Source organism: Mycobacterium sp. NGS29 (assembly GCF_059812965.1).
On record NZ_JCALDR010000004.1, the window covers coordinates 216,523 to 230,238 of the forward strand.

Here is a 13,716-nt window from a genome sequence, read left to right on the forward strand (position 1 = left end):
TATGCCGCAGGGCATTCCGACCGAAGTTCCCGACGACGGCCTGACCACCCGGGCGCGCCGCAACACCCCGGTACTGGCCGTGCACACCGGCGACGGCAAGGGTAAGTCGACGGCCGCGTTCGGAATGGCGTTGCGGGCCTGGAATGTCGGGCTCGGCATCGGGGTGTTCCAGTTCGTCAAAAGCGCGAAATGGAAAGTGGGCGAGGAGTCGGTGTTCCGGCGACTCGGCGAGCTGCACGACGATCACGGCGTCGGTGGCGCGGTCGAGTGGCACAAGATGGGCTCGGGCTGGTCCTGGACCCGCAAATCGGGCAGCGACGTCGACCATGCGGCGGCGGCCGCGGACGGTTGGACCGAGATCAAGCAGCGCCTGGCCACCCAGCGGCACGACTTCTACGTCCTCGACGAGTTCACCTACCCCTTGAAATGGGGTTGGCTCGACCTCGATGACGTGCTGGAGGCGCTCACTGCTCGACCCGGCCACCAGCACGTGGTAATCACCGGCCGCGACGCCCCGCCGCGGCTGATCGAGGCCGCCGACCTGGTGACCGAGATGACCAAGGTCAAGCACCCGATGGACGCCGGGCGCAAGGGTCAGAAGGGAATCGAGTGGTAGCCCCCGCGTCCGCCGTCATCATCGCCGCGCCCGCCTCCGGCAGCGGAAAGACAACGGTCGCAACGGGTTTGATCGGTGCCCTGGTTCGGGCCGGGCACCGGGTGGCGCCGTTCAAGGTGGGCCCGGACTTCATCGACCCCGGCTATCACGCGCTGGCCGCGGGCCGTCCCGGCCGCAACCTGGACCCGGTGCTGGTGGGGGAGTCGTTGATCGGCCCGCTGTTTCGGCACGGCACCGCGGGCGCCGACATCGCGGTGATCGAAGGAGTGATGGGTCTGTTCGACGGGCGGATCGGGGCGACCGTGACCGGCCCGGCGGTGGGGTCCACCGCGCACGTCGGCGCCCTGCTGGGCGCGCCGGTGATCCTGGTGGTCGATGCACGAGGCCAGAGCCACAGCATCGCCGCGCTGCTGCACGGTTTTTCCACGTTCGACCCCCAGACCCGGGTCCGCGGCGTCATCCTCAACCGCGTCGGTTCGGCCCGGCACGAACAGGTGCTGCGGCAGGCGTGCGAGCAGGCCGGCGTGCCGGTGCTGGGTGTGATTCCCCGCGTCGCCGAATTGGAGCTGCCGACCAGGTATCTGGGTTTGGTGACTGCCGTTGAATACGGTCGGCACGCCCGGTCGGCGGTGGCGGCGATGACGGATCTGGTGGCCCGTCATGTCGATCTGGCCGCCGTGGTGGCGGCCGCCGGGGGACGGGTCGACGACGCGGCGTGGGATCCGGCGGTCGCCGTCGGGCCGGTCGCAGGCGCCCGCGACGCGGTGATCGCCGTGGCTGCGGGAAAGGCGTTCAGCTTCGGCTACGCCGAACACGCCGAACTGCTGCAGGGCACCGGTGCGCAGGTCGCCGAGTTCGACCCGCTCAGTGAAACCCTGCCCGCGGGGACGACCGCCTTGTTGCTGCCGGGCGGGTTCCCCGAGCAGTTCGCCGCCGAGTTGTCCGCGAACGACGAGGTGCGCCGGCAGATCCGCGAACTGGCCGCTTCCGGTGCTCCGGTGCATGCCGAATGCGCGGGACTGATCTATCTGGTCTCCGACGTCGACGGACACCCGATGTGCGGGGTACTGGCCGGCTCGGCGCGCTTCACCCAGCACCTCACCCTGGCCTACCGCGACGCCGTCGCGCTGGCCGATTCGTCGGTGTACGCGACCGGGGAGCGGGTGTCCGGACACGAATTCCACCGGACCACAATCGCTTTCAACGACGACTACCAGCCCGCCTGGGCCTACCCGGGGGCCGGCGGGACGCGCGAAGGCGCAGTGCACGGCGGTGTGCACGCCTCGTATCTGCACACCCACGCCGCCGCGACGCCCCGGGCGGTGGCGCGCTTCGTCGCGCACGCCACGGCCTGCACCGCCGCCACACCCGCCACTAGGCTTGCCCGGTGACCGAGAGCCCCTACCTGGTGGGACTGCGACTGACCGGCAGGAAGGTCGTCGTGGTCGGCGGGGGCAGCGTGGCGCAACGACGGCTACCACTGCTCATCGCCAGCGGCGCCGACGTGCACGTCGTCTCCCGCAGCGCCACCCAGTCCGTCGAGGCGATGGACGGGATCACGCTGACGTTGCGGGAATACCGCGACGGTGACCTGCACGACGCCTGGTATGCCATCGCGGCCACCGACGATCCGCAGGTGAACGCGGCCGTCGTCGCCGAAGCGGAACGTCGCCGCATCTTCTGTGTCCGCGCGGACATCGCCGTCGAGGGCACCGCGGTCACCCCGGCGTCGTTCGAATACGCGGGCCTGTCGGTAGGCGTGCTGGCCGGTGGCGAGCACCGCCGTTCGGCGGCAATCCGGTCGGCGATCCGCGAGGCGCTGCAGCAGGGCGTCATCCTCGCCGACAGCGAGGACGCGGTGCGCGGAAGTGTGGCACTGGTCGGCGGCGGACCCGGCGATCCCGAGCTGATCACGGTGCGCGGCCGCCGCCTGCTGGCCCAGGCCGACGTCGTGGTGACCGATCGGCTCGCGCCGCCGGAGTTGCTCGCCGAGCTGGCGCCGCACGTGGAGGTGATCGACGCGGCCAAGATCCCGTACGGGCGCGCCATGGCCCAGGACGCGATCAACGCCGTGCTGATCGAACGGGCTCGGGCCGGCAAGTTCGTGGTCCGGCTCAAGGGCGGTGATCCGTTCGTGTTCGCACGGGGTTACGAGGAAGTGCTGGCGTGCGCCGAAGCGGGGATTCCGGTGACTGTGGTGCCGGGTGTGACCAGTGCCATAGCTGTACCCGCCATGGCGGGCGTTCCGGTCACCCATCGGGCCACAAATCACGAGTTTGTGGTGGTCAGCGGCCATCTGGCGCCCGACCATCCCGAATCGTTAGTGAATTGGGATGCATTGGCAGCAATGACGGGCACGATTGTTTTGCTGATGGCGGTCGAACGCATCGAACTCTTCGCGGCCGCGCTGCTGGAAGGCGGCCGACCTGCGGATACTCCCGTGTTGGTGGTCCAGCACGGCACGACGGCGGCGCAACAGACGTTGCGGGCCACCCTCGCGGAGACCCCGGAGAAGGTCCGTGCGGAGGGGATCCGACCACCCGCAATCATCGTGATCGGACCCGTCGCGGGCCTCGGGGCTTTAGACGATTCTTAAGATTACTGTAAGGTAACCTGCTATGACGGCTCTCAACGACTCAGAGCGGGTTGTCCATACTTGGACAGATGGACGCTCGCAAAGTTCGGCACAGGAGCGTCCCACGGATTCGGTGGAGACCACCTTGCAGCGCCTGAGCAGGTATTACCCGACCTGGCTGCCTTCCTACCGGTTCATCGCCGCGGTCATCGCGATCGGTGGGATGCAGCTGTTGGCCACCATGGACAGCACCGTTGCCATCGTCGCGCTTCCTAAGATTCAGGACGAGCTCAGCCTGTCCGATGCGGGCCGCAGCTGGGTGATCACCGCCTACGTGCTGACCTTCGGCGGACTGATGCTGCTCGGTGGGCGCCTCGGCGACACCATCGGGCGCAAGCGCACGTTCATCGTCGGTGTCGCGCTGTTCACCATCTCCTCGGTGCTGTGCGCGGTCGCGTGGGATGAAGTGACCCTGGTCATTGCGCGGCTCTCGCAGGGCATTGGTTCGGCGATCGCATCGCCGACCGGTTTGGCGCTGGTGGCGACGACCTTCCCGAAGGGGCCGGCGCGTAACGCCGCGACCGCCGTGTTCGCCGCGATGACCGCAATCGGTTCGGTGATGGGTCTGGTGGTCGGCGGGTTCCTGACCGAGTACTCCTGGCGGCTGGCGTTCCTGGTGAACGTGCCGATCGGGCTGGTGATGATCTACCTGGCCCGCACCGCGCTGCGGGAAACCAACCGCGAGCGGATGAAGTTGGATGCCGCAGGTGCGATGTTGGCCACCCTGGCCTGCACCGCGGCCGTCTTCGCCTTCTCGATCGGGCCGGAAAAGGGCTGGATCTCGGTGACCACCATCGGTTCGGGCGTGGTGGCACTGGCCGCCGCGATCGCCTTCGTCATCGTGGAGCGCACCGCGGAGAACCCGGTGATTCCGTTCGAGCTGTTCCGCGACCGCAACCGGCTGGTCACCTTCGGCGCGATCTTCCTGGCCGGTGGCGTCATGTTCAGCCTGACCGTGTCGATCGGCCTGTACGTGCAGGACATCCTGGGCTACAGCGCGCTACGCGCCGGCATCGGGTTCATCCCGTTCGTCATTGCGATGGGGATCGGCCTGGGCATCTCCTCACAGCTGGTGTCCCGGTTCTCGCCGCGGGTGCTGACCATCGGCGGTGGCTGGCTGTTGCTGGGCGCCATGATCTACGGCTCCCTGTGCATGCACCGCGGCGCTCCCTACTTCCCCAACCTGGTGTTGCCCATCGTCGTCGGCGGCATCGGGATCGGGATGGTCGTCGTTCCGCTGACGCTCTCGGCGATCGCCGGCGTCGGGTTCGACCAGATCGGTCCGGTCTCGGCGATGACGCTGATGCTGCAGAGCCTGGGCGGGCCGTTGGTGCTGGCGGTCATCCAGGCCGTGATCACCTCGCGCACGCTCTACAACGGCGGCACCACCGGGCCGGTGAAGTTCATGAACGAACTGCAGCTGCATGCCCTCGACAAGGGCTACACCTACGGGTTGCTGTGGGTGGCCGGCACGGCCGTCATCGTGGGGTGTGCGGCGCTGTTCATCGGTTACACGCCGGAGCAGGTCGCGCACGCGCAGGAGGTCAAGGAAGCGCTGGACGCGGGCGAGCTGTAGCCCGCCGCGCCCTTCGCGTCGCCGCGCCCTTCGCGTCGCCGAGCTCCACGCGTCGCTGAGCCCGCATTCGCCGCTACCCCCACGTGTCGCCGAGCCCGCATTCGCCGCTACCCCCACGCGTCGCCGAGCGTCACGCCAGCGTGGCAATGGCAGGTGAGCGTCGCGCTGGCGTGACGTTCGACGCGTCGAGGCCCCGCCTTCGCCGAGCCGCGGGCCTCGCTAAGTCCCCACGCGTCGCCAAGCCCCACGCTCGCCCAGCCGCGCATGTCGCCGAGCGTCACGCCAGAGTGGCGATAGCAGGTGAGCGTTGCGCTGGCGTGACGTTCGACGCGCCGAGACCCCACCTTCGCCGAGCCGCGGGCCTCGCTAAGTCCCCACGCGTCGCCAAGCCCCCACGCTCGCCCAGCCGCGCTTTTCGCCGAGCGTCACGCCAGCGTGGCGATGGCAGGTGAGCGTCGCGCTGGCGTGACGTTCGACGCGCCGAGATCCCACCTTCGCCGAGCCGCGGGCCTCGCTAAGTCCCCACGCGTCGCCAAGCCCCCACGCTCGCCCAGCCGCGCATGTCGCCGAGCGTCACGCCAGAGTGGCGATGGCAGGTGAGCGTCGCGCTGGCGTGACGTTTGATGCGCCGAGACCCCACCTTCGCCGAGCCACAGGCGTCGCCAAGCCCCACGCTCGCCCAGCCGCGCATTTCGCCGAGCGTCACGCCAGAGTGGCGATGGCAGGTGAGCGTCACGCTGGCGTGACGTTCGACGCGCCGAGACCCCACCTTCGCCGAGCCGCGGGCCTCGCTAAGCCTCCACACGTCGCCAAGTCCCACGCTCGCCCAGCCGCGCATTTCGCCGAGCGTCACGCCAGAGGGGCGATGGCAGGTGAGCGTCGCGCTGGCGTGACGTTCGACGCGCCGAGGCGCCGCGGTCGCGCTGGCGTGACGCTCGACGCACCGAGGACCCGCCGTCACGCTGGCGTGACGCTCGACGCACCGCGGACCCGCCGTCGCGCTGGCGTGACGCTCGACGCACCAATACCCCGCTCGCCCAGCGTGACGCCCGACGCACCGGGCCGCAGGCTAGGCTGCCGCCTGTGATCACCCGGATGTCCGAGCTGTTCCTGCGCACCCTGCGCGACGACCCCGCCGACGCCGAAGTGCCGAGCCATAAGCTGCTGATCCGCGCCGGCTACGTGCGGCCCATCGCGCCCGGGCTGTACAGCTGGCTCCCACTGGGCCTGCGGGTGCTGCGCAACGTCGAACGCGTCGTGCGCGAGGAGATGAACGCCATCGGTGGACAGGAGATCCTGTTCCCCGCGCTGCTGCCGCGCGCGCCCTACGAGACCACCAACCGCTGGACCGAGTACGGCGACAGCGTCTTCCGGCTCAAAGACCGCCGCGACAACGACTACCTGCTGGGGCCGACGCACGAGGAACTGTTCACCCTCACCGTGAAAGGGGAGTACAGCTCCTATAAGGACTTCCCGCTGACGCTGTATCAAATTCAGACGAAGTTCCGCGACGAGGCGCGACCCCGCGCCGGGATCCTGCGTGGCCGCGAATTCGTGATGAAGGACTCCTATTCCTTCGATGTCGACGCGGCCGGGCTCAAGACCTCCTATCACGCCCATCGCGAGGCCTACCAGCGCATGTTCGCGCGCCTGCAGGTGCGATACGTGATCGTGTCGGCGGTTTCCGGCGCGATGGGGGGCAGTGCCTCTGAAGAGTTTCTGGCCGAGAGCCCGATCGGTGAGGACACCTTCGTGCGTTGCCTGGAATCGGGCTACGCGGCCAACGTGGAAGCCGTCGTCACCGCGCGCCCCGAATCGAAACCCACCAGCGACCTGCCTCCCGCGCAGGTCTACGACACCGGCGACACCCCGACCATCGCCACCCTGGTCGACTGGGCGAACGCCGCCCTGGACCGCCCCGTCACCGCCGCCGACACCCTCAAGAACGTCCTGATCAAGGTCCGCCAGCCCGGTGGCGACTGGGAGTTGCTGGCCGTGGGCGTGCCCGGGGATCGCGAAGTGGACGACAAGCGGCTGGCCGCAGTCCTGGACCCCGCCGAGTACGCGTTGCTCGGCGACGCCGACTTCGCCCGGCACCCCTTCCTGGTGAAGGGGTATATCGGGCCGAAAGCCTTGCAGGACAACGGTGTTCGATATCTGGTGGACCCGCGGGTGGTGGACGGCACCAGCTGGATCACCGGGGCCGACGAGCCCGGACGCCACGTGGTCGGCCTGGTGGCCGGCCGCGACTTCACCGCCGACGGCACCATCGAGGCCGCGGAGGTACGCGAAGGCGATCCCTCCCCGGACGGGGCGGGCCCGCTGGTGATGGCGCGCGGCATCGAGATCGGGCACATCTTCCAGCTGGGCCGCAAATACACCGACGCGTTCACCGCCGACGTGCTCGGCGAGGACGGCAAGCCGGTGCGGCTGACCATGGGTTCCTACGGCGTCGGGGTGTCTCGCCTGGTCGCCGTCGTCGCCGAACAACACCACGACGAGTTCGGGCTGCGCTGGCCGGCGTCGATAGCGCCGTTCGGCGTGCACCTGGTGATCGCCAACAAGGACCCCGAGGCCCGGCTGGGAGCCACCAAACTGGCCGCCGATCTGGACAAGGTGGGCGTCGAGGTGCTGCTCGACGATCGCCAGGCCTCGCCCGGGGTGAAATTCAAGGACGCCGAATTGCTCGGCGTGCCCTGGATCGTCGTGGTGGGCCGGGGCTGGGCCGACGGGCGGGTGGAACTGCGTGATCGGTTCACCGGAGAGAAATCGGAGTTGGCCGTCGGCGACAGCCTCGCCACCGACCTGGTAGCTGCCATCACACGTCATTGACTCTGCGCTGCGGGCGCCGATCACCCGCACGACTGCGCCGTGGCCGCAGCGTGAGTTACTCGTTTCCGCCTGGGAACGACGTGGTGATCGGCCAGCCGCCCAGCACCTTGTTCCAGCGGGCGGCCATCACCGCACTCTGGGTCAGGGCGGTGGCGGCGAACGCGCGGTCCTCCGCGGTATCGGCGTGCTCGACGACCGCGCGCCAGGCCGTCGCACCGTCGTTCTCCATCCGCGCCGCCAGCCGGGCCGCTTCGGACGGGCTGCCCACCGGGGACGGCAGCTGATAGCCGGCCGCGGCCACCGGTGCGGTGGCCTTGCGCGCGGTCAGCATCGCGATCACGTCGTCGCGGCGTTGCCGGTGCTGATTGAGCGCCTCCACCACCAGGTCGTTGACGCTGGGCGGTGACATCGCGGACACGATGCCGTACCCGTAGATCGTGGCGTGCTCGACGGCCAGAGCTTCGCCGAACGCGGTGATATCGGCATCTTTGCCGGCCGGGGCACGTTTCGGGCCGGTCATATCGATGGTCCTCCGGGGACCAGCGCGACGGTGGCCGACGCGGTGCAGGATGCGGCGATCGAGGCGAGCAGCCCCGACCGGTAGCCCGAGGACGTCGCCAGCAACCGGCTGGCGTCCTCGGCCGACTTGCGCAACGAGTCGATCACGTCGGACACCGGCGGCGGTGGTGGCGGCTCCTGCTCGGTCGGGCTGGCGCTTGCGCTGCTGCTGCTCGTCTCACTGGTCGACGAGACCAGCTTGCCCGCGGCGCGGGCGATCTCGGTGGACAGCGCCCGGGCGTGCGCGGCGCGCTGGGTGGCGACCACGGTCAGCGCGGCCGCGATCTGCGGGGGGCTGCCGACGGCTCCGGCCGCCGCGGCCGCCAGCGCACTGTCGCGGCGGGCCTGGTCTAACGGAGCCAGCAACTCCTCGACGGCGGGGGGCTTGGGCGCCGGCTCGCTGCAGGCGGTCGATACCACCCCTAGAGCGGCAAGAGCGGCCCCACCGGCGAGTACGCCCCGCCTGCTGATGACGGGTACTGCTCTGGGCACGTCCCTCATCCTGCCATCACAGGACACCGCAGCGACGCCAGGCACGTTGCCGTCATACCCGGACGACGCGATCAGGGCGTCATTGCCGGTTCCTGGCGTATCGTGGATAGCTGGCTTGGACAACTCAAGATGAGGAGCTCGCCGTGACCACCGAGCTACCTTCGCAGACGCAGGTGATCGAGCTACTCAGTGACGAGTTCGCGCGCGCCGGCTACGAGATCGATGACGTGCTCATCGACAGCCGCACCCGCCCGCCGCGAATCACCGTGGTCGCCGACGGCGACACCGCCCTGGATCTGGACACGATCGAACAGCTGTCCCGCGTGGCGTCGACGCTGCTGGACGGCGCCGACGGTGGTCAGGGCGCGCCCTACGTCCTGGAGGTCAGTTCTCCGGGGGTGGACCGTCCGTTGACCAGCGACAAGCATTTCCGGCGCGCACGCGGACGCAAAGTGGAGCTGGCGCTGGCCGACGGCTCGCAGTTGACCGGCCGCGTGGGCCAGACCAGCGGCGACACGGTCGCGCTGGTGGTCCGAACCGGCCGCGACTTGGCCGTGCGCGAGATCCCGCTCAGCGAGATCACCAAAGCTGTTGTGCAGGTTGAGTTTTCGCCGCCGGCACCGGCAGAGTTGGAGTTGGCCCACGGGACGGAGGCCGGAGCATGAACATCGACATGGCCGCGCTGCACGCGATCGAGGTGGACCGGGGCATCTCGGTCAACGAACTGCTCGACACGATCAAGTCCGCGCTGCTCACCGCCTACCGGCACACCCAGGGGCACCAGAATGACGCCCACATCGAGATCGACCGCAAGACCGGTGTGGTCAAGGTGATGGCCCACGAGACCGACGACGAGGGCAACCTGATCGGCGAGTGGGACGACACCCCGGAGGGTTTCGGGCGCATCGCCGCCACCACGGCGCGTCAGGTGATGCTGCAGCGTTTCCGCGACGCCGAGAACGAGCGCACGTTCGGTGAGTTCTCCACCCGCGAAGGCGAGATCGTCGCCGGGGTGATTCAGCGCGACAGCCGGGCCAACGCCCGCGGGCTGATCGTGGTGCGCATGGGCACCGAAACCAAAGCCTCCGAGGGCGTGATCCCCGCCGCCGAACAGGTGCCCGGCGAGACCTACGAACACGGCAACCGGGTGCGCTGTTACGTCGTCGGGGTCAGTCGCGGTGCCCGCGAACCGGTGATCACCCTGTCGCGCACCCATCCCAACCTGGTGCGCAAGCTCTTCTCGCTGGAAGTGCCCGAGATCGCCGACGGGTCGGTGGAGATCGTGGCGGTAGCCCGGGAGGCCGGCCACCGCTCCAAGATCGCGGTCAAGTCCAACGTGGCGGGGCTGAACGCCAAGGGCGCGTGCATCGGCCCGATGGGCCAGCGGGTCCGCAACGTGATGAGCGAGCTGTCCGGGGAGAAGATCGACATCATCGACTACGACGAGGACCCGGCCCGGTTCGTGGCCAACGCGCTGTCGCCGGCGAAGGTGGTCTCCGTTTCGGTGATCGACGCGACCGCCCGCGCAGCCCGCGTGGTGGTGCCCGACTTCCAGTTGTCGTTGGCCATCGGCAAGGAGGGCCAGAACGCACGGCTGGCGGCCAGGCTCACCGGTTGGCGCATCGACATCCGGGGCGACGCGCCGGCCCAGCCCGGCAACCAACCCGAGCAGGGCGCCGCCCACGGAGTGCCGCAGGACCATTAGCCCGCCGCAGTACACCGGGCCCGCCGGGTGGTTCAGGGCACCGGTCCGGTGACGCTAAACTAAACCGTGATCCAGCGCGAGCCTTCGGTCTCGGCGCACGGAAGCCCGGATAACCCCAGCGGACCGGTGCGGACATGTGTCGGGTGCCGGAAGCGAGAGTTGGCCGGCGAACTGCTTCGAGTGGTGGCTCGGTCGGATGGGAACGGCGGCTACGCCGTGATCGTTGATCCGGCCGGACGCCTGCCGGGGCGGGGTGCGTGGCTGCATCCCGTTCCGCAGTGCCTACACCAAGCGATTCGGCGGCGGGCTTTCACCAGAGCGTTGCGCATCACCGGTTCGCCGGAAACATCCGCGGTGGTCGAGCACGTGAGTCCACCCGTAACAGAACAGGTAGCGAAGAACATGAGCACACCGTGAAGTCCCGATGACCATGTGTCATAGCTAATACCCGAGGCGCGGCCCAGCACTGTCGCCTCTTAGACAGGAGATGTAGTGGCAGGTAAGGCGCGCGTACACGAGTTAGCCAAGGAACTCGGTGTCACCAGCAAGGAAGTCCTCGCCCGACTGAACGAACAGGGCGAATTCGTCAAATCCGCATCCTCGACCGTGGAAGCGCCGGTAGCCCGGCGGTTGCGCGAGTCCTTCGGCGGCAGCAAACCCGCCGGCCAGAAGGCCCCGGCAAGCTCGCCCAGCGCCCCCGAGAAGGTGGCAGCCAAGGCGCCCGATGCGGCCCTTGATCAAGCACTCGACAAGGCGGTCGGCAACGGTGCCGCGGTCCCCGCGCCTGCCAAACCCGCAGCGCCTGGGCGCCCGGCGCCACCCGCAGCTCCGCCCACCCCGGCCGCACCGGCCGCCAGCACGCCCACTCCTGCTGCGCCGGCACGGCCGACGCCCGGGCCTCCGGCACCCACACCCGCCCCGGGCCAGCCCGGCCCGCAGGCACCCCAGCCGGGTGCAACGCCCGGACCGCGTCCGGGCCCGGCGCCCAAGCCCGGGGTCCGCACCCCGCGCGTCGGCAACAACCCATTCTCGTCGGCGCAGCCCGTCGACCGGCCCATCCCGCGGCCGCACCCGCAGGCTCCGCGGCCCGGCGCACCCCGGCCGGGTGCACCACGCCCCGGCGGCGCTTCGCCGAGCAGCATGCCGCCGCGTCCCGGCGGTGCCGCGGGCGGTCCCCGTCCGCCGCGCACCGGCGCGCCCCGGCCCGGCGGTGCCCGGCCCGGCGGTGCCGGTGGCGGACGCGACGGCGGCGGCGGTAACTACCGCGGCGGTGGCGGCGTCGGTGCCGCACCCGGCGGCGGCGGTCCCGGCGGTTTCCGCGGCCGGCCCGGCGGTGGCGGTCCCGGTGGCGGCGGTGGCCGGCCCGGCCAGCGCGGCGGTGCTGCAGGTGCGTTCGGCCGGCCCGGCGGCGCGCCGCGGCGGGGCCGCAAGTCCAAGCGGGCCAAACGCGCCGAGTACGAGAACATGCAGGCGCCGGTCGTCGGCGGCGTGCGGTTGCCGCACGGCAACGGCGAGACCATCCGGCTGGCCCGCGGGGCGTCGCTGAGCGACTTCGCCGACAAGATCAACGCCAACCCGGCCGCGCTGGTGCAGGCGCTGTTCAACCTCGGCGAGATGGTGACGGCCACCCAGTCGGTGGGCGACGAGACCCTTGAGCTGCTGGGCAGCGAGATGAACTACGTGGTCCAGGTGGTCAGCCCCGAGGACGAGGACCGTGAACTGCTGGAGTCCTTCGACCTGACCTACGGCGAGGACCAAGGCGACGAGGACGACCTGCAGACCCGGCCGCCGGTGGTGACCGTCATGGGTCACGTCGACCACGGTAAGACCCGACTGCTGGACACCATCCGTAACGCCAGCGTCCGCGAGGGCGAGGCCGGTGGCATCACCCAGCACATCGGTGCCTACCAGGTTGCCGTCGAATTCGAGGGCAGCGAGCGGCTGATCACCTTTATCGACACCCCGGGTCACGAGGCGTTCACCGCCATGCGTGCCCGCGGCGCCAAGGCCACCGACATCGCCATCCTGGTGGTCGCGGCCGACGACGGTGTGATGCCGCAGACCGTGGAGGCGATCAACCACGCCCAGGCCGCCGACGTGCCGATCGTGGTGGCGGTCAACAAGATCGACAAGGAGGGCGCCGATCCGACCAGGATCCGGTCGCAGCTCACTGAGTACGGTCTGGTGGCAGAAGACTTCGGTGGCGACACCATGTTCGTCGACATCTCCGCCAAGCAGGGCACCAACATCGCGGCACTCGAAGAGGCGGTGCTGCTTACCGCCGATGCCGCGTTGGACCTGCGGGCCAACCCCGACATGGAAGCCCAGGGTGTGGCCATCGAGGCGCACCTGGACCGCGGTCGCGGTCCGGTGGCCACCGTGCTGATTCAGCGCGGCACCCTGCGGGTCGGCGACTCGATCGTCGCCGGCGACGCCTACGGCCGCGTCCGACGCATGGTCGACGAACACGGCGAGGATGTGCACGAGGCGTTGCCGTCGCGTCCGGTGCAGGTGATCGGTTTCACGTCGGTGCCCGGCGCCGGCGACAACCTGTTGGTGGTCGACGAGGACCGCATCGCCCGGCAGATCGCCGACCGGCGCAGCGCTCGCAAGCGCAACGCGCTGGCAGCGCGCAGTCGCAAGCGGATCAGCCTGGAGGACCTGGATTCGGCGCTGAAGGAAACCAGCCAGCTGAACCTGATCCTCAAGGGCGACAACGCCGGTACCGTCGAGGCGCTGGAAGAGGCCCTGATGGGTATCGAGGTGGACGACGAGGTGGCGCTGCGCGTCATCGACCGCGGCGTCGGTGGCATCACCGAGACCAACGTCAACCTGGCGTCGGCCTCGGATGCGATCATCATCGGCTTCAACGTGCGGGCCGAGGGCAAAGCGACCGAGCTGGCCAACCGCGAGGGCGTGGAGATCCGCTACTACTCGGTGATCTACCAGGCGATCGACGAGATCGAGAAGGCCCTGCGCGGCATGCTCAAGCCGATCTACGAGGAAAACCAGCTGGGTCAGGCCGAGATCCGGGCGATCTTCCGGTCCTCCAAGGTCGGCATCATCGCCGGCTGCATGATCACCTCGGGTGTGGTGCGCCGCAACGCCAAGGCGCGGTTGCTGCGGGACAACATCGTGGTCACCGAGAACCTTTCGATCAATTCGCTGCGCCGGGAGAAGGACGACGTGACCGAGGTCCGCGAGGGCTTCGAGTGCGGTCTGACACTGGGCTATTCGGACATCAAGGAAGGCGACATCATCGAGTCCTTCGAGCTGGTCCAGAAGGAACGCGCCTGACCACG

General features: G+C 69.5%; 11 protein-coding genes. 9 read left to right on the forward strand and 2 right to left on the reverse strand.

From position 1 onward, the window contains the following. Position 1 precedes the first annotated feature (1 nt). The 5 genes from cobO (at position 2) to AC5Y5Z_RS07610 (ending at position 7,659) form a co-directional block, all read left to right on the forward strand. Entirely contained in the window at positions 2 to 616 is a 615-nt protein-coding gene (cobO, locus tag AC5Y5Z_RS07590) for a cob(I)yrinic acid a,c-diamide adenosyltransferase (RefSeq protein WP_463826978.1), read from the forward strand. Next, positions 610 to 2,007, forward strand: coding sequence for a cobyrinic acid a,c-diamide synthase CobB (locus tag AC5Y5Z_RS07595; RefSeq protein ID WP_499924361.1), 1,398 nt, complete (start codon positions 610 to 612; stop codon positions 2,005 to 2,007). Before cobO ends, AC5Y5Z_RS07595 begins: the two co-directional genes overlap by 7 nt. Next, the gene (cobA, locus tag AC5Y5Z_RS07600) at positions 2,004 to 3,212 is read left to right on the forward strand and encodes a uroporphyrinogen-III C-methyltransferase (protein ID WP_473139938.1); all 1,209 of its coding nucleotides are present in this window, start codon (positions 2,004 to 2,006) and stop codon (positions 3,210 to 3,212) included. The genes AC5Y5Z_RS07595 and cobA overlap by 4 nt, the downstream gene beginning before the upstream one ends. A 22-nt stretch (positions 3,213 to 3,234) precedes the next feature. Continuing rightward, complete coding sequence (locus tag AC5Y5Z_RS07605) at positions 3,235 to 4,827, forward strand: MFS transporter (protein ID WP_463826975.1); 1,593 nt, start codon at positions 3,235 to 3,237, stop codon at positions 4,825 to 4,827. Positions 4,828 to 5,910: 1,083 nt separating this feature from the next. Beyond that, complete coding sequence (locus tag AC5Y5Z_RS07610; protein WP_463826974.1) at positions 5,911 to 7,659, forward strand: proline--tRNA ligase; 1,749 nt, start codon at positions 5,911 to 5,913, stop codon at positions 7,657 to 7,659. Positions 7,660 to 7,714: 55 nt separating this feature from the next. Here AC5Y5Z_RS07610 and AC5Y5Z_RS07615 read toward each other — a convergent pair whose 3' ends face one another. Both AC5Y5Z_RS07615 and AC5Y5Z_RS07620 read right to left on the reverse strand, forming a co-directional pair. Further along, the gene (locus AC5Y5Z_RS07615) at positions 7,715 to 8,179 is read right to left on the reverse strand and encodes a ferritin-like domain-containing protein (protein ID WP_463826973.1); all 465 of its coding nucleotides are present in this window, start codon (positions 8,177 to 8,179) and stop codon (positions 7,715 to 7,717) included. Then, entirely contained in the window at positions 8,176 to 8,709 is a 534-nt protein-coding gene (locus AC5Y5Z_RS07620; protein WP_473139937.1) for a hypothetical protein, read from the reverse strand. The genes AC5Y5Z_RS07615 and AC5Y5Z_RS07620 overlap by 4 nt, the downstream gene beginning before the upstream one ends. Positions 8,710 to 8,852: 143 nt before the next feature. Here AC5Y5Z_RS07620 and rimP point away from each other — a divergent pair, with 143 nt between their 5' ends. The 4 genes from rimP to infB all read left to right on the forward strand — a co-directional run bounded on the left by rimP (position 8,853) and on the right by infB (position 13,711). Beyond that, positions 8,853 to 9,374 (forward strand): ribosome maturation factor RimP, encoded by a 522-nt coding sequence (gene rimP / locus AC5Y5Z_RS07625; RefSeq protein WP_463826971.1) that lies wholly within the window; start codon positions 8,853 to 8,855, stop codon positions 9,372 to 9,374. Then, positions 9,371 to 10,414 carry a transcription termination factor NusA gene (nusA, locus tag AC5Y5Z_RS07630; RefSeq protein WP_463826970.1) on the forward strand — a complete coding sequence of 348 codons (1,044 nt, stop codon included), beginning with the start codon at positions 9,371 to 9,373 and terminating at the stop codon, positions 10,412 to 10,414. Before rimP ends, nusA begins: the two co-directional genes overlap by 4 nt. Positions 10,415 to 10,597: 183 nt before the next feature. Beyond that, positions 10,598 to 10,831, forward strand: a complete 234-nt coding sequence (locus AC5Y5Z_RS07635; RefSeq protein WP_499918412.1) for a YlxR family protein — start codon at positions 10,598 to 10,600, stop codon at positions 10,829 to 10,831. Between the two features lie 75 nt (positions 10,832 to 10,906). After that, positions 10,907 to 13,711 carry a translation initiation factor IF-2 gene (gene infB / locus AC5Y5Z_RS07640; protein WP_463826968.1) on the forward strand — a complete coding sequence of 935 codons (2,805 nt, stop codon included), beginning with the start codon at positions 10,907 to 10,909 and terminating at the stop codon, positions 13,709 to 13,711. Positions 13,712 to 13,716 lie beyond the last annotated feature (5 nt).